Raw genomic sequence first — 14,437 nt, 5'->3', positions numbered from 1 at the left:
GACTGCAGGAGAGACAAGCATGCGCGACTCACGTCGGAACTCGCGGCATCGGCAGGTGGTGGCCGCTGTCGTCGGCAACACCCTCGAGTGGTACGACTTCATCGTTTACGGTTTCTTCTCCGGCATCATCGCGCGGCTGTTCTTTCCCGCCGAGAGCCAGTACGCGTCGCTGCTGATGTCGCTCGCGACCTTCGGCGTCGGCTTCTTCATGCGCCCGGTGGGCGGCATCCTGCTCGGGCTCTATGCGGACCGCAAGGGCCGCAAGGCCGCGATGCAGCTCATCATCTTCCTGATGACGCTGTCGATCGCGCTGATCACGTTCGCGCCGTCGTACGCCGTGATCGGTCCGGCAGCGCCGATCCTGATCGTCGTCGCGCGGTTGCTGCAGGGCTTCGCGACGGGCGGCGAGTACGCGAGCGCGACCGCGTTTCTCGTGGAAAGCGCGCCGGAGAACCGGCGCGGCCTGTACGGATCGTGGCAACTGATCGGCCAGTGTCTCGCGGTGTTCTCGGGCGCCGCGATGGGCGCGTGGGCCACGCAGTCGCTGTCGGACGCCGCGCTGCATAGCTGGGGCTGGCGCGTGCCGTTCGCGCTCGGGCTGCTGATCGGGCCGGTCGGCCTGTGGATCCGCCGGCATATGGAAGAGACCGAGGCGTTCGTCGCGGCGAGCAAGTCGACCATCGAGCCGCCGGCGAGCGTGTCGGGCGTGCTGCGTGACAACCTGCGCGGCGTGCTGGTGTCGATGGGGCAGACGATCACCGGCACGGCCGTGTTCTACGTGATGCTCGTCAACATGCCGACGTTCGTGCACAAGACCTTCGGGCTGCCGCTCGACCAGGTCTTCAAGGTGCAGATGGCGGCGGTTGCGCTGCTGACGGTGACGATTCCGTTCGCGGCGCTCGTGTCCGACCGCATCGGCCGGCGTCCCGTGCTGATCGCCGGTTCGCTGGCGCTGCTGACGGTCACGTATCCGCTGTTCACGTGGCTGGCTGCGGCGCCGGGCATCGGGCGACTGCTCGTGATGCAGCTCGTGATCTGCACGATCATCGGCATCTGCTACGGGCCCGCGCCGACCACGCTCGCCGAGCAGTTCGCGACGCGTTCGCGCTCCACGGGCATCGCACTCGCGTACAACGTCGCGGTGATGGTGTTCGGCGGCTTCGCGCCGTTCATCGTCACGTGGCTGACGCACGCGAGCGGGTCGCCCGTCGCGCCCGCATGGTACGTGTTGTTCGCGGCGTCGTTCGGGCTGCTCGCGAGCGTGTTCATGCACGACGGCGCGCCGTGCGTGCTCGCGCGCCGGCAGTTTCGGGGCGAGCCGTTGAGCGCCAAGTAGCGGCGGATGCGGCTGTCCCGCGGGCGGCTGCCGTTCGATTCCGGCACGCAGGCAGGCACCGCCCGATACGGATGCCGTGGTCGAACGCGTCGACGCCGTCGCTCCCGTGACTTCGCAGGTCGCTATCATGGCGGCACGCAAGGTCGGCATGGGAGATGGCGGATGTTTTCAAGGTTGAAGAAACGGCTCGGCGGCGGGGCGGCGCGAGAGGCCGCCGTGCAGCAAACGGACCGGCGGGCCGCCTGGTCGGGCGAATCGCCGGTGCAGCCGCGGCACGTGCTGTGCGTTCTCGGCGCGGAACGCGAACTGCAGCGCCTGCGCGACGCGACGCACGCGGCAATTGCCGAATTCGCGACGGGGTTCGGCGTCGACGACGCGTATTCCGCCGCCGCGCCGGACGAGCGGATGGGCCCTTCGTTCGAGATCTGCCGCGACCGCGTCGAACCGGATGCATGGACGCGGGCGGACGCCGAAGCCGTCGGCGCGCATCAGTCGGTGCTGTATGTGCTCGGCCCGCGCATGACGCGGGACAACGCCGTGCGTGCGTCGATCGGTGCGCTGTTCCTGGTCGATCGGCTGATCGATGCCGGTGCCGTGGCGGTCAAGGGCGAGAGCGCGGGCGTGGCGCACGGGCTGCACCGCTGGCGGGAGCTGATCCGGATGGCCGCGGTCGCGACTGATCGCGACGACACGCTTGCGCAGAATCGGGTGTGCCGGCTGGCGTTCGCGCGGCGCCCGCTGGGATCGGACGGTTACTTTGACAGCGTGGGCTTTCATCTGGTCGGCCTGCCGGACGTGCAGGTGCCGCGCTCGCGCGGAACCGATCGCGACTCCGTGGCCGTCATGGATGCCGTGGCCGACGAGATGGTGCAACAGGGGATCGATGCGACGTTGCACGCACGCGATGCGTGGCTGGTCGACGACGGAGCTCACGACGAGGATGACTTCAAGTTCAATCCGTACGGGATCGTCCGGCTGTCGATGTGAAGAACGACGCGGGTCTCCGGGCCGGCTCCGAGGCCGCCCTGCGGGGCTGATCGGACCGGCCCCGGGCGCCCGGAGCCGGGCGTCGACGCGATCGATCGGTTGCCGCGTCGGTTCGGGTATCGGGCGAGCCGATGCTTAGCATCGCGGGCGGCGGCCTACCGCGGCCGCCGCCCCATCGTTACGCTTGGGCGATCATCCACTCTGTCCGGAAGGTCGCCATGTCCCGGCTCGACTACAAGCTGCTCGGCCCCTGCCTGCTCGCGATCGCGATCGACGCGATGGGCTTCGGGCTCGTCTATCCGATGATGTCCGCGATCTTCAGCGATCCGCACGCGGGCATCCTGCCGGCCGACGCCGGCGCGCATGCGCGCAATTTCTACCTCGGTCTCGGCTACGGGATCTACCCGTTGTGCATGTTCTTCGGCTCGTCGCTGATGGGCGACCTGTCCGATCGCTACGGCCGCCGCAGGATCCTGCTGCTGTGCGTGCTCGGCCTCGCGGCCGGCTACGCGATGATGGCGGCCGGTGCCTGGCATGCGAGCGTCGCGCTGCTGCTGACGGGCCGGGGGCTCACCGGGCTGATGGCGGGCTGCCAGGGCATCGCGCAGGCAGCGATCACCGACCTGAGCACGCCGGAGAACAAGGCGCACAACATGAGCATCATGTCGCTCGCGTTCAGCGCGGGCGTGATCGTCGGCCCCGTGCTCGGCGGCGTGACGTCCGATCGCACGATTTCGCCGCTGTTCGACTACGGCACGCCGTTCGTGCTGGTCGCCGCGCTGTCGCTGGCCTGCGCGTGCTGGACCTGGGCGTCGTACCGCGATTCGGCCGCACCGCGCGGCGACACGCGCATCGATCCGCTGCTGCCGCTGCGGATCATCGGGGAGGCCGTGCGCCAGCGCAACGTCGCGTTCCTGTCGGTGGTGTTCTTCCTGATGCAGGTCGGCTACGGGCTCTACCTGCAGACCATCATGCTGCTGCTGCAGGCGAGATTCGGCTACACGAGCGCGCGGCTCGGGCTGTTCAGCGGCGTGATCGGCCTTTGTTTCGTGTTCGGGCTGCTGTTCGTCGTACGGCGATTGCTGCGCGTGTGGCGCGTGGTCGACATCGCGAAGACGGGCCTGCTCGTCGCGGGCGTCGGCCAGGTCCTGTCCGCGCTGTTCCCGCACGAGCCGGTGCTGTGGTCGCTCGCGATGGTCGTCGGCTGCTTCGACATGGTTGCGTACACGACGATGTATACGGCGTTCTCCGACGCGGTCAGCGAGGGCCGGCAAGGCTGGGCGCTCGGCGTCGCGGGCTCGGTGATGGCCGTCGCGTGGGTCGTGACGGGCGCGCTCACGAACCTGCTGCCGGTGTTCGGCGAGATCGGCCTGCTACTGATCGGTGGTGCGGGCTTCCTGCTCAGCTTCGCGATGATGGTCGCGTATGGCCGCACGCAGCCAGGCGCGCGAACAGCCGCGCTGTCGTAGGCGGTTTGCACGTTGGCCCGATCCTGTCGGACGTTGTCCCGCGCACCGCTGTCGCGCCAGGCCGCGCGGCCCGACACTGGCGCCTCGCGTCCCGGGAGCATCCGGGCCGCGTCCGGCGGCGCCGGCTGGCCCGGCGCGCCGTTCCTTCGACATGCCAACCGAGAGAGCGACCCATGCAACATCCGACCATCCGTACCCTGGCGGGCGCGAGCGCGCCGACATCGATCGCCGCCGCCCGCACCGCGCTGCTGGTGATCGATTTCCAGAATGAATATTTCAGCGGCCGCCTGCCGATTCCGGACGGGCCGCGCGCGCTGGGCAACGCGCAGCGCGTGATCGCGTTCGCCGACCGCGCGGGCATGCCGGTGTTTCACGTGCAGCACGTCGATGCGGCCGACGGCCCGATCTTCGCCGACGGCAGCGACGGCTTCCGCTTTCACGCGCACCTGCAGCCGGCGGCGCATCACACGGTCGTGAAGAAGACGTCGGTGAGCGTGTTCCCGACGACGGACATCGACGCGCGCCTGAAGGCGGCCGGTGTCGACATGCTGATCGTCACGGGGTTGATGACGCATGCATGCGTCGCCGGCGCGGCACGCGATGCGGTGCCGCTCGGCTACGCGGTGATCGTCGTCGACGACGCATGCGCGACGCGCGACCTCGACCTCGCGGACGGCGGCACGGTATCGCACCGCGACCTCCATCGCGCGACGCTGGCCGCGTTGTCGGACACGTTCGGCGACGTGCTGACGACCGAGCAGGTGCTGGCGCTGGCCGTCGCCTGACGGCACCGCCGCCGGATGCGTGCTTCAGTCCGCCCAGCCCGGCGCGGCGTATACGACTTCGCCGCGGAAGCACGTCTCGATCACACGGGTTTGCGCGAACGTCTCGACCGGGTGTGCGAACGGATTGCGGTCGAGGATCGCGAAGCTCGCGTCCTTGCCCGCTTCGAGCGAACCCGTACAGTCGTCGAAGCGCAGCGCATACGCGGTGTTCACCGTATAGGCCTCGAGCATCGTGAGCAGGTCGAGGCGTTCGTGCGGATTCCACGGCGGGCTGTCGGGCTGGTCGATCAGCAAGTGCGTGACGCCGGTCTGGATGATCTGCATCGGGTCCATCGTACTGACCGACCAGTCGGAGCCGGCCGCGAGCATCGCGCCCGCGTTGCGCAGGCTGCGGAATGGATAGTTGCGCGCGGTGCGCTCGGCGCCGAGCAGGTCGCGATAGAGCTGCTGCTGCTCCTCGCGCGCGGCCGTCCACAGCGTCTGGACGCTGGCGATCGCGCCGAGCTGGTTGAAGCGGCTCATGTCGGCCGGATCGACGAGCTGCAGGTGCGCGAGCTGCGCGCGCCGGTCGCGCATGCCGTTGCGGATCTGGACGTATTCGAGCGCGTCGAGCGTCATGCGCACCGCGCGGTCGGCGAGCGTGTGGAAGTGCAGGTCGAAGCCGGCCGTGTCGGCGAGCAGGCAGATCTCGTTCAGCGCGTCCTGGCTCCACAGCGCGAGGCCGCAATCGTCGGTGCCGGCGTACGGCTCGAGCAGCGCGGCCGTCTTCGATTCGGGCACGCCGTCGACGAAGATCTTCACCGTATGCAGGCGCAGGTTGTCGCATTCGTATTCGCGACGCCATCTGGCGAAGCGCTCGATCTGCTCGCGCGGATCGCGGCGCGGGTTCGCATAGAGGCCGGCGCTCATGTACACCTTCAGCGTGCCCGCGCGCTGCGCGTCGGCATACGCCTTGAGTTCGGCCTCCTCGACGCGCGCGTCGAACCAGCCGGTGAGGCCGTAACCGTGCGCCATCGCATGCGCTTTCGCGAGCGACTTCGGGTAGCCGGCCGGGCTCAGTTGCGGAATGATCGGGCACACGCGGTAGAACGCCGCTTCGTGCACGACGCCATTCGGCGCGCCGGACGCGTCGCGCTCGTACACGCCGCCGGCCGGGTCCGGCGTATCGGCGTAAATGCCGGCCGCTTCGAGCCCTTTCGTGTTGAGGCAGCCGCTGTGCACGTCGAAGCCGACCACGAGCAGCGGCCGGTCGGGCACGATCCGGTCGAGCAGCTCGCGGGTCGGATACGCGCCGAATGCGGCCAGGTTGGCGCCGCCGAGATAGACCCACGGTTCGTTCGGCGTCGCATCGGCGCATGCGCGAATGCGCTGCAGGATCGTGTCGGGATCGTTGATGCCGGACAGGTCGAAGTCACCGAGGATCTGGTGGCCTTCGAGCGGGTGCACGTGGCCGTCGATGAGGCCCGGCAGCATCAGCCTGCCGGCCAGGTCGACGATGCGCGTCGCGGGGCCGGCCAGCGGGCGGATGTCGTCGTCGCGGCCGACGGCGACGATCTTGCCGTCTTTGGCGGCGAGCGCCCGAGCGAAGCGGCGTTGCGCATCGCCCGTGTAAAGCAGGCCGTTCAGATAGACGGTATCGGCGTGTTGCATGTGTCTCCTCCGGATGGGGGAAGGTTCGACGGGCGCACGTGTCCGGCGGGCGGGCCGTCTGGCTCGTCCGGTCGCGTGAACCCGGTCGGGTTGGAATGAGATGCGGGGCGGCTAGGTGCCGGTGTTGCGCGGCGGGCGCGGCGATGCGTCGTGGTGAAGGCCGGCTGTCGCCGGAGCTTCATGCCGATCGCGCCGCCAGGTCTGAATCGGCGAATCGATGGGCGACGCGCGCGCGGCCGTGCGGGCCGGCGTCCATCCGGTATTCGGCATGCCGTGTCTCCGTGATATCCGACGCGTTCCGGTCGTCGGGTGAGTCAGATACTAGGAGCGGGGCGGGCGGCTGTCTGTCATCGTTTTGAGGACAAGACGCGACAAAGAACGCGGGGGTGAGTACGCGTGCAGCGATGCGGGGGGGGCATCTATTGGCCGCGGTCCCCCGGCGGTTCCTCTTCGGTCACGCACCACGCGAACAGTCCGGCCCGGTTCGCCACGCCGAGCTTCGCGAGCGCGCGCCCGAGATAGGTGCGCACGCTGCTGGGCTTGAGTGCGAGGGTATCGGCGATCTGCGGGACAGGCTGGCCTTGCAGCACCGCGCGGCACACGAGCCGTTCGCGCTGCGACAGCACCGCGCTGCTGGCCGACAGGCGCTGTTCGAACCGCTGCAGCAACGCGCCGTCGTCCGAACGCGGCGTCAGGCGGGCGAGCCGTGCATGCTGGATCAGGAGCGGCAGCACGAAATCGCCGAGCTGCCGCAGCAGCGCCAGCTCGGCCAGCGTATAGGACGGCTGGCCGCGTCGGCGGAACAACGAGAACGCATAGACATAGTCGCGCTCGCTGCCGAGCAGCGTGCAGTCTTCGCCGAGATCGCCGAGCGCGAAATGGCGGCCGTATTCGGTTGCCGTATCGATGTCCTCGTTGCACGAGAACACGAGCTGCGAATCGGTGGCGCGCTCGATATGCGGGAGCAGTGTGTCGGTGCGCCAGTCGCCCTGGGTATAGAGATCGAGCGCGTGGCGCGTGCCGTCGGGATCGTCGCCGCCCGCGAAGAACAGCACGTCGACACTGTCGACCGACTGCGACGGCGCATCGCGGCGGTAGCGCGTCGCGACGCTGTAATGGGACTGCGGATCGACGGTTTCGCGCAGCCATGCCCAGAGCCGGGCGGGAAACTGCGGACTGCCGAGGCTGGCGACCAGGTCGCCGGCATTGCTGAGGGAAATTTGGGCGGGGCTCATCGTTGACACCGTCTGCGCGAACGGCCGCCCGTGCCGGCCGTGCTTCGCGGATGACGGCGCGCCGGCGGCGCGGCGGCTGGCGGTGCGGTCATGCGGGACGGAGGCCGGCGCGGCGGCGAAGCTCGATTGTAGGGGAGTTCGCCGCCGCGGGGCACGCGCGCTTGCCCGGCGGGCGGCCGATCGTCCGTCGACGGGTGGTGCGCATCGTGGCGCACCTCGTGTCGGCCTGCGCGTCAGAACATCGTGTTCGCGTTCGCGGACTGTTCCGGTACCGGCTGGATCACGTCCCAGTGTTCGACGATCTTGCCGTCGTTGACGCGGAAGATGTCGACGACCGCTTCACCGCGGTCTCCCGGACGCTCGGTCGCATGCACGTGCAGGTAGACGAGGTCGCCGTCGGTTGCGCTGCGCACGATGCGCGCGCGCGATGCCGGGTTCTTCTGGAACGCGCCGACGAAGTACGACACGAACGGCTTCTTGCCGTCCGGCACGTGCGGGTTGTGCTGCTTGTAGTCGTCCGCGACGACGACGGCGGCTTCGACGGCTTCGTGCTTGTTGAAGAAGCGGTCGTAGAACGTCAGCACGAGCTGGCGGTTGGCTTCCTCGGCGACCAGGTCGCGCGTGGCTGGGGCGGCGGCCAGCGCGGCCGTCGACGCGGCCAGCAGGACGAGCGCGGCCACGGCGCGAACGGAGGAGCGGAGCGATGACATGTAGCGGGTTCCTTGTCTGACGAAGCGTGGGTGGGTGCGCGGTGCGCGACGGCGGGTCGAGCCTGCCGCGGCGATTGGCGGGCGACGGTGCATGGTTGCGGATACACGCGCGTTGCCGCCGCGAGGGGTTTTCCGCCCGGCCCGTATCGTGACGACACGGGCCGGTAGAAGCCGCGCGCCTTCGTCATACTTCGTTGAACTGGCGAATCCGCGCGGCTGTCGGGCCGATCGAATGGTACAGTTGCCGCGAACCCGTCACAAGAAGTCAGCGCGGTGTAAACAGGTCACACCGCGCTGACCATGCGTTGCCCTTGAAAGAGAATCCAGTCATGCCGTTCCCGCCCGCCGATGAATCCGTCGAACTCGATCAGCCATGCCCGATTCGCGATGTGCTCGACCGCATCGGTGATCAGTGGAGCCTGCTCGTGCTCGAAACGTTGTCCGGCGGGACGATGCGTTTCAACGAACTCGGCCGTACGATCGGCGATGTGTCGAACCAGATGCTGTCGCGCACGCTCAAGCGGCTCGAGCAGGACGGCTTCGTCAGTCGCACGCTGTACGCCGAAGTGCCGCCGCGTGTCGAATATGCACTGACCGACCTTGGGCGTTCGTTCCTGACGCCGATGCAGGCGATGATCCGGTGGGCCGACGAACATCATCGCGCGATCTGCGTCGCGCGACGCCGTGCGCGGGAAATCGAGGGCGGCGGGCGCTGAGCGGGGCGCTTGCGCCGCCTTGTCGCTGGGCGTTGTGCTGTGTTCGGTGCGATGCGACGAGGCGTGGCGTAGTTGCCGGTGCATCGCCATTGCATGATTTCGTCGTCCGAATGATTTCGTCGGATTGAACGAGGCGGTGCGTTCCATTCGTCCCGTATATGGCAATGCGCTGGCGATGCTCCGTTCAACAAGGGCAGGTACGGGGCGACCGAGACGGCGGCGAAGGGCGTGGCAGGGTTCGGTAGAGGCGGGATGGTGTGCGGTAGACCGGCGAGTAACGTCGAAGGTCGAGGTTGCGTGACCGGAAGCATCCCCCGGTTTGCCCGTCGGCATTGGGGCGGCGGGCAGGATTCGTGGGAGCGCCAGCCGGGCATCGTGATGATGATGTCGCGGCAGAACGGCACGGGTTCGCTCGCGCTGCCCGCCCCGGGCGAGCTACCGGCCGGGCAGCCCGGTGGCTGCCTATCGCCACGTACCGTCGACGTAGATCCATACCCGTCCCTGGCGGCGCCAGTAGCCGGGCACCCACCGACGCCCGGGGCGCCGTGCGACCCAGCGCCCCGGCATCCATATATAGCGGCCACGCTGCCAGCGCCAGTAGCCGTCGGTCCATATATAGCCATGCGGCCGTGGCGGCGGCGGACGGCGGTCGTGCCGGGCGGCCGGCGGTGCGAAGCCCGGGCGGTCCGGATAGGGCGGGCCGCCGGGCACGCGATTCGGGCCGGACGGCCGGTACACGGGCGGCGCGGGCTGGGCCGAGGCGGCGCGGAGCCAGCCGCCGGTGCCGACGAAGGCGGCGGTCAATCCGATGGCGCGTAACAACGAGCGTCGATTCATGGCGTGTCCTGTTCTGTATTCGAGGCTGCCTTACATTAGCCTGCCAGTGGGCCGGCCGGGTTACGCGAGCGGTTAACGCTGTTACCGTGTGTCACGGCAGGTGGGGTGAACCGTCGGCAGGTGGAAGCTGGCCTTTCTATATGGATGGTTGCCGGTGCATGTGACCCGCTGAACGACTGTCGAGCCCTGTTTACTGGCCGACGAATGCGTTTTAGGTGCCCGAGGCCAGAAATTCGAGATCAAATTGGGTAAAATTTGCCGATTCCGGAGGGTCGCGCCGAATTCGTTTGTTGTTTCTATGCAACCGTCAAGACGATGACATGTAAGAATGGTGCGATGAAAGGCTCCAAAAAGCCTCCGTCAAGAAGTCAAAAACAAACGTCAAAACAAATACTTATAACTCGGCCCCACTTTCATTATTTCTAGTTCTGGAAAAGCTTATTTCTTTATTTGCGGATCGCTCCCCTAGGGTACACCCCTAAACTCACGGTTCCCAAACGGGCAACTATCCGGGCGCGGCCAGCAGGATCGATGGCGCTCCCGGGCGGTTGCAGACCGTTTATGAACAAGGTCGCGAGACCTGCCTCTTTTTAGAAGGGAGCTCCACGAATGAACAAGACTCTGATCGTTGCAGCAGCTGCAGCATCGTTTGCTACCGTCGCTCACGCACAAAGCAGCGTCACGCTGTACGGCGTGCTGGACGCAGGCATCACCTACACGAGCAACGTCCAGCCGGCACTCGGCCAAGCTGGCAAGTCGCGTTGGGCGATGGGTTCGGGCATTGACCAGAGCCGTTTCGGCCTGCGTGGCTCGGAAGACCTGGGTGGCGGCCTGAAGGCAATCTTCACGTTGGAAAGCGGCTTCAACATCGGTAACGGCAAGTTCGCGAACAGCAACGGCATGTTCAACCGCCAAGCTTTCGTCGGCCTGTCGAGCCAGTACGGCACGGTCACGCTGGGTAAGCAGTATGACGCAACGCAAGACTACCTGGCGCCGCTGACGGCAACGGGCTCGTGGGGCGGCACGTACTTCGCGCACCCGCTGAACCTGGATCGTCTGAGCACGAACGGTGATGTCGCTCAGAACAACACGATCAAGTTCACGAGCGCTAACTACGCTGGCCTGCAATTCGGCGGCACGTACTCGTTCTCGAACAACACGAACTTCGGTAACAACCGTGCGTACAGCGCAGGCGTTGCATACCAGTTCCAAGGCCTGAAGCTGGCGGGTGCATACTCGCAAGCGAACCTGGGTGACGGTACGAACGCAAACGGCGCAACGTCGTCGGCAATCGGTGGCATCGCTAGCCAAGGCCGCGTCCGCACGTACGGTGCTGCTGCTGGCTACGCATTCGGCCCGGCACAAGTCGGCGCTGCATGGACGCAAGCTCGCCTCGACAACAACGCAGTCGGCGTCGGCACGCTGCGCACCGACAACTACGAAGTCAACGCAAAGTACAACCTGACGCCGGCTCTCGGCCTGGGTGCTGCTTACACGTACACGAACGCGAAGATCAACAACGGCAGCACGCACTGGAACCAGTTCGGCCTGCAAGCTGACTACGCTCTGTCGAAGCGCACGGACGTCTACGCACAAGCTGTGTACCAGCGTGCAGCGAAGAACGGCATCGGCGCATCGATCTACAACGGCAGCAACTTCAGCGACAACCTGCCGAGCTCGTCGATCAACCAAACCGCAGCAACGGTTGGTCTGCGTCACCGCTTCTAAGCGTGACGGCGGGGTAACCCGCTACGCAGCATCGAAAAAGGCGCCTTCGGGCGCCTTTTTTTCGTGTGCGGAATGCGATGTCGGCGATTCATGTCGTCCGGATGCAAAAAAGCGAGGCCTGTGCCTCGCTTTTTCGCTGTGCGCCGCTACGGCGCGGCGCCGACGGCAGGGGCTCAGCGCGTGTATTCGCCGTTGGCTTCGGGCTGGAACACGATCGCGGCCACCTTCATCTGCTTTTCGGTGCCGCTCGGCTGCATCACCTTGACCATCTGGCCGCGCTGGGTGCCCAGCAATGCCATGCCGACGGGCGAGAAGACGTTCAGGCGGCCGAGCTCGAGATTGGCGGCGTCCGGATAAACAATCGTCCAGGTGGCCTGTTCCTGGGTCGCTTCGTCGAGCAGCGTGATCTGCGAGTTCATCGTGACGACGTTCGCCTTGATGGCGTCGGGCTGGACGATGTCGGCGCGCTCAAGAAGCGTATCGAGCATCGTCTGAAAGCGCGGGTTGTGTTCGGCGTGCTTCTCGAGGCGAGCAACGTCGAGTTCGGTCAACTGGTAAAGGCGTTGTTTCATGGCAGTTCTCCAAATGATCGGCAAGGGCAGGCGTGGCGTGCCTATGGGGATCGCCCGGAGCCTGTCTGACCTGGCTCCGGGAGGAGACCGAGCCGTCAGATCAGGCGCCGGGCAGGGGCGAGCGGCGCCTGGGCCGTGCGTCGAGCGAGGGGATGCGCCGGATGACCGGCGCGCGCGCGCACGCCGGCCGGGCCGGACGGCGAAACCGAAAGGGGCGTGAGCGCGTACATGGTGGATGGAAGATCGACAGACGAATATAACCTTACGATTCTACAACACAACCTTCGGGATATGTGATTCGGTTGTCGGCATTTTGTCAGGGATTGTTGTGCGAGTGAAGCAAGTCGCCGCGATATCGTCCGGGATGTGCGAGTGATTTTTGTCAAAATCGCAACGCTGTATATTCAAACTAAGGGTTTCCCCTTGGATTGGCGAGCACTACACTGGATTCAATCGCTTCAGACAGTCCTGCCGAGGCGACGCCAAACGAGAACATATACCGGAGGTAAATCATGAAGTCGGTCATCTACGCAGCTATCGCCGCATCCGTCCTTGCCGCCCCGATCGCGTCGTTTGCACAGTCCGAGCAGGGGCTGACGCGCGACCAGGTCAAGGCCGAGCTCGTGCAACTCGAACAGAACGGCTACAAGCCGCTCGCGAGCGATTCGCAATATCCGGACAACATCCAGGCCGCTGAACAACGCATTCAACCGAACCAGCCGACGCTCGCGCAAGCCGATACGAGCGGCTACGGTGCCGTGGCGACGGGTGCAGGCCAAGCCGGCCGCCGCATGACGCGTGAAGCACCGAATCCCGTGAACTCGGTCTATTTCGGCAACTGAACGTCCCCGGGTCTGCCCGAGCGCACCGCTTAATCGACGAGACGCGCATCCGTTGTGCGCGTCATTCGCCCGCAGGAGCAGAACCTCCGTCGCCGCATTCCGGCGGCTTTCCGCCCAGACGCTCGCGCGTTTGGGCCTTTTTTGCTGGGCGGGTCAGGTGGACGTGACCGCGGGCGTGCCGTGGATATAGTGTTCGAGCTGGCTGATCGTGAACTGCTGATCGGCAATCACGCTCTTGACGAGGTCGCCGATCGAGATGAGGCCGACCAGCTTGCCGCCGTCGAGGACGGGCAGGTGGCGCATCCGGTGCTCGGTCATCAGCGCCATGCACTCGTCGGTGGATTGCGACGGTTCGACGTAGCGCACCTTCGCCGTCATGATTTCCTCGACGCGGGTGGCTTTCGACGAGCGGTCCTGCAGGACCACCTTGCGCGCGTAGTCACGCTCGGTGACGATGCCCGCGATGTCGTCGCCGTCCACGACCAGTAGTGCGCCGATGCCTTTTTCGGCCATCAGCTTGATGGCGTCGTAGACGAGGTCGCTCTTCGTGACGGTGTAGATGGTGCGGCCCGAATCCGGCTTGGCCTTGAGAAGTTGCGCGACAGTCGTACTCATTCGCTTTCTCCGTGTGCAGGTCGATGCTGGGCAGGCAGGGTGTGATGCTTGTCACCCGATGAGCCCAGTATAGCCGCGCAGGTGGCGGCAGTCGCGTGACGATTCCAGATTAGCGGTAAACTCCGGTCACGCACTATCCACACAACTCCTACATTCCTGAACGTTTCGATTGAATTCATGATGTCTTCGCGTCCCCAATCGCCCACGCCGGGCAACGACCAGGCCGACGAATGCGTGACACTCGTCGCCACCGCGTCGCTGCCTACGCGCTACGGTACGTTCAAGTCATACGCGTTTCGCGTATCGGGCAGCGATGCCGAACATCTCGCGCTCGTGATGGGCGACGTGGCCGGCGAGCAGTCCGTGCTGACGCGCCTTCATTCCGAGTGCCTGACCGGCGATGTATTCGGCTCGTACCGCTGCGACTGCGGCGAGCAGCTCGATCTCGCGTTGCGTTACATCGCGGCGGAAGACCGCGGCGTGCTGCTGTATCTGCGCGGCCATGAAGGGCGCGGGATCGGCCTGAGCAACAAGATCCGCGCGTATGCGCTGCAGGAGCAGGGGCGCGACACCGTCGAGGCAAACCTCGACCTCGGCCTGCCCGACGACGCCCGCGAATATGACTCGGCTGCCGCGATTCTCCGGATCCTCGGTGTGACGTCGGTGCGGCTGATGAGCAACAACCCGGCGAAGTTCGATACGCTCGCGAAGCACGGTATTCCGGTTTGCGAACGCGTGGCGCTTGCGGTGCCCGTGCGCGAGGAAAACGAGCGTTATATCCGCACGAAGCAGACGAAGTTTGGGCACTACTTCGAAGAAAACGAGTAATCGCAGCGAGCGCGCCGGCGCCCGTTTCTCGCCATCTGTTCCCTGGATCGTCGCCGGCAATGGCGACGATTTCCATTTACCCTCCGTCTCTCTTCCGTCCGTTCCGCTTTCGAGTGTGTGACGGCGC

14 protein-coding genes are annotated in these 14,437 nt (G+C 66.3%); 8 read left to right on the top strand and 6 right to left on the bottom strand.

Annotation, left to right across the window (positions count from 1 at the left end):
• Positions 1–19: 19 nt before the first annotated feature.
• The 4 genes from CFB41_RS26680 (at position 20) to CFB41_RS26665 (ending at position 4,577) form a co-directional block, all read left to right on the top strand.
• On the top strand, positions 20–1,336 hold the full coding sequence (locus CFB41_RS26680) for an MFS transporter (RefSeq protein WP_089458520.1): 1,317 nt from the start codon (positions 20–22) through the stop codon (positions 1,334–1,336).
• Positions 1,337–1,498: 162 nt separating this feature from the next.
• Positions 1,499–2,323 (top strand): hypothetical protein, encoded by an 825-nt coding sequence (locus tag CFB41_RS26675; protein WP_218828701.1) that lies wholly within the window; start codon positions 1,499–1,501, stop codon positions 2,321–2,323.
• Between the two features lie 218 nt (positions 2,324–2,541).
• Positions 2,542–3,792 carry an MFS transporter gene (locus tag CFB41_RS26670; RefSeq protein ID WP_089458519.1) on the top strand — a complete coding sequence of 417 codons (1,251 nt, stop codon included), beginning with the start codon at positions 2,542–2,544 and terminating at the stop codon, positions 3,790–3,792.
• Positions 3,793–3,965: 173 nt separating this feature from the next.
• Entirely contained in the window at positions 3,966–4,577 is a 612-nt protein-coding gene (locus CFB41_RS26665; protein WP_089458518.1) for a cysteine hydrolase family protein, read from the top strand.
• Positions 4,578–4,601: 24 nt separating this feature from the next.
• Here CFB41_RS26665 and CFB41_RS26660 read toward each other — a convergent pair whose 3' ends face one another.
• From CFB41_RS26660 to CFB41_RS26650, 3 genes are all read right to left on the bottom strand, one after another.
• Complete coding sequence (locus CFB41_RS26660) at positions 4,602–6,227, bottom strand: amidohydrolase (RefSeq protein WP_089458517.1); 1,626 nt, start codon at positions 6,225–6,227, stop codon at positions 4,602–4,604.
• Between the two features lie 419 nt (positions 6,228–6,646).
• Positions 6,647–7,462 carry a helix-turn-helix transcriptional regulator gene (locus CFB41_RS26655; RefSeq protein WP_089458516.1) on the bottom strand — a complete coding sequence of 272 codons (816 nt, stop codon included), beginning with the start codon at positions 7,460–7,462 and terminating at the stop codon, positions 6,647–6,649.
• A gap of 233 nt (positions 7,463–7,695) precedes the next feature.
• Positions 7,696–8,172 (bottom strand): nuclear transport factor 2 family protein, encoded by a 477-nt coding sequence (locus tag CFB41_RS26650; protein ID WP_089458515.1) that lies wholly within the window; start codon positions 8,170–8,172, stop codon positions 7,696–7,698.
• A gap of 329 nt (positions 8,173–8,501) precedes the next feature.
• Here CFB41_RS26650 and CFB41_RS26645 point away from each other — a divergent pair, with 329 nt between their 5' ends.
• Positions 8,502–8,888 carry a helix-turn-helix domain-containing protein gene (locus tag CFB41_RS26645; RefSeq protein ID WP_089458514.1) on the top strand — a complete coding sequence of 129 codons (387 nt, stop codon included), beginning with the start codon at positions 8,502–8,504 and terminating at the stop codon, positions 8,886–8,888.
• A gap of 462 nt (positions 8,889–9,350) precedes the next feature.
• Here the strand turns inward: CFB41_RS26645 and CFB41_RS26640 are convergent, their stop codons facing one another.
• The gene (locus CFB41_RS26640; protein ID WP_089442093.1) at positions 9,351–9,725 is read right to left on the bottom strand and encodes a YXWGXW repeat-containing protein; all 375 of its coding nucleotides are present in this window, start codon (positions 9,723–9,725) and stop codon (positions 9,351–9,353) included.
• A 609-nt stretch (positions 9,726–10,334) separates the two neighbouring features.
• Here CFB41_RS26640 and CFB41_RS26635 point away from each other — a divergent pair.
• The gene (locus tag CFB41_RS26635; RefSeq protein ID WP_089442094.1) at positions 10,335–11,453 is read left to right on the top strand and encodes a porin; all 1,119 of its coding nucleotides are present in this window, start codon (positions 10,335–10,337) and stop codon (positions 11,451–11,453) included.
• Positions 11,454–11,626: 173 nt separating this feature from the next.
• Here the strand turns inward: CFB41_RS26635 and CFB41_RS26630 are convergent, their stop codons facing one another.
• Complete coding sequence (locus CFB41_RS26630; RefSeq protein ID WP_089458513.1) at positions 11,627–12,025, bottom strand: GreA/GreB family elongation factor; 399 nt, start codon at positions 12,023–12,025, stop codon at positions 11,627–11,629.
• A 512-nt stretch (positions 12,026–12,537) separates the two neighbouring features.
• On the opposite strand from CFB41_RS26630, the gene CFB41_RS26625 reads away from it, so the two are divergent.
• A complete protein-coding gene (locus CFB41_RS26625; protein ID WP_089442096.1) occupies positions 12,538–12,867 on the top strand; it encodes a DUF4148 domain-containing protein in 330 nt (109 codons plus the stop codon).
• Positions 12,868–13,020: 153 nt separating this feature from the next.
• Here the strand turns inward: CFB41_RS26625 and CFB41_RS26620 are convergent, their stop codons facing one another.
• Positions 13,021–13,482, bottom strand: coding sequence for a CBS domain-containing protein (locus tag CFB41_RS26620; protein ID WP_089458512.1), 462 nt, complete (start codon positions 13,480–13,482; stop codon positions 13,021–13,023).
• 177 nt (positions 13,483–13,659) lie between these two features.
• Here CFB41_RS26620 and ribA point away from each other — a divergent pair, with 177 nt between their 5' ends.
• Complete coding sequence (gene ribA / locus CFB41_RS26615) at positions 13,660–14,310, top strand: GTP cyclohydrolase II (protein ID WP_071332315.1); 651 nt, start codon at positions 13,660–13,662, stop codon at positions 14,308–14,310.
• Positions 14,311–14,437: the final 127 nt, after the last annotated feature.

Source organism: Burkholderia sp. AU33803, assembly GCF_002223095.1.
Taxonomy (GTDB): domain Bacteria; phylum Pseudomonadota; class Gammaproteobacteria; order Burkholderiales; family Burkholderiaceae; genus Burkholderia.
This window is presented reverse-complemented; position numbering and strand designations above follow the sequence as displayed.

Coding starts and splice junctions, on each gene's coding strand:
- CFB41_RS26680 (WP_089458520.1), top strand. CDS start 20: ATGCGCGACTCACGTCGGAACTCGCGGCATCGGCAGGTGGTGGCCGCT.
- CFB41_RS26675 (WP_218828701.1), top strand. CDS start 1,499: ATGTTTTCAAGGTTGAAGAAACGGCTCGGCGGCGGGGCGGCGCGAGAG.
- CFB41_RS26670 (WP_089458519.1), top strand. CDS start 2,542: ATGTCCCGGCTCGACTACAAGCTGCTCGGCCCCTGCCTGCTCGCGATC.
- CFB41_RS26665 (WP_089458518.1), top strand. CDS start 3,966: ATGCAACATCCGACCATCCGTACCCTGGCGGGCGCGAGCGCGCCGACA.
- CFB41_RS26660 (WP_089458517.1), bottom strand. CDS start 6,227: ATGCAACACGCCGATACCGTCTATCTGAACGGCCTGCTTTACACGGGC.
- CFB41_RS26655 (WP_089458516.1), bottom strand. CDS start 7,462: ATGAGCCCCGCCCAAATTTCCCTCAGCAATGCCGGCGACCTGGTCGCC.
- CFB41_RS26650 (WP_089458515.1), bottom strand. CDS start 8,172: ATGTCATCGCTCCGCTCCTCCGTTCGCGCCGTGGCCGCGCTCGTCCTG.
- CFB41_RS26645 (WP_089458514.1), top strand. CDS start 8,502: ATGCCGTTCCCGCCCGCCGATGAATCCGTCGAACTCGATCAGCCATGC.
- CFB41_RS26640 (WP_089442093.1), bottom strand. CDS start 9,725: ATGAATCGACGCTCGTTGTTACGCGCCATCGGATTGACCGCCGCCTTC.
- CFB41_RS26635 (WP_089442094.1), top strand. CDS start 10,335: ATGAACAAGACTCTGATCGTTGCAGCAGCTGCAGCATCGTTTGCTACC.
- CFB41_RS26630 (WP_089458513.1), bottom strand. CDS start 12,025: ATGAAACAACGCCTTTACCAGTTGACCGAACTCGACGTTGCTCGCCTC.
- CFB41_RS26625 (WP_089442096.1), top strand. CDS start 12,538: ATGAAGTCGGTCATCTACGCAGCTATCGCCGCATCCGTCCTTGCCGCC.
- CFB41_RS26620 (WP_089458512.1), bottom strand. CDS start 13,482: ATGAGTACGACTGTCGCGCAACTTCTCAAGGCCAAGCCGGATTCGGGC.
- ribA (WP_071332315.1), top strand. CDS start 13,660: ATGATGTCTTCGCGTCCCCAATCGCCCACGCCGGGCAACGACCAGGCC.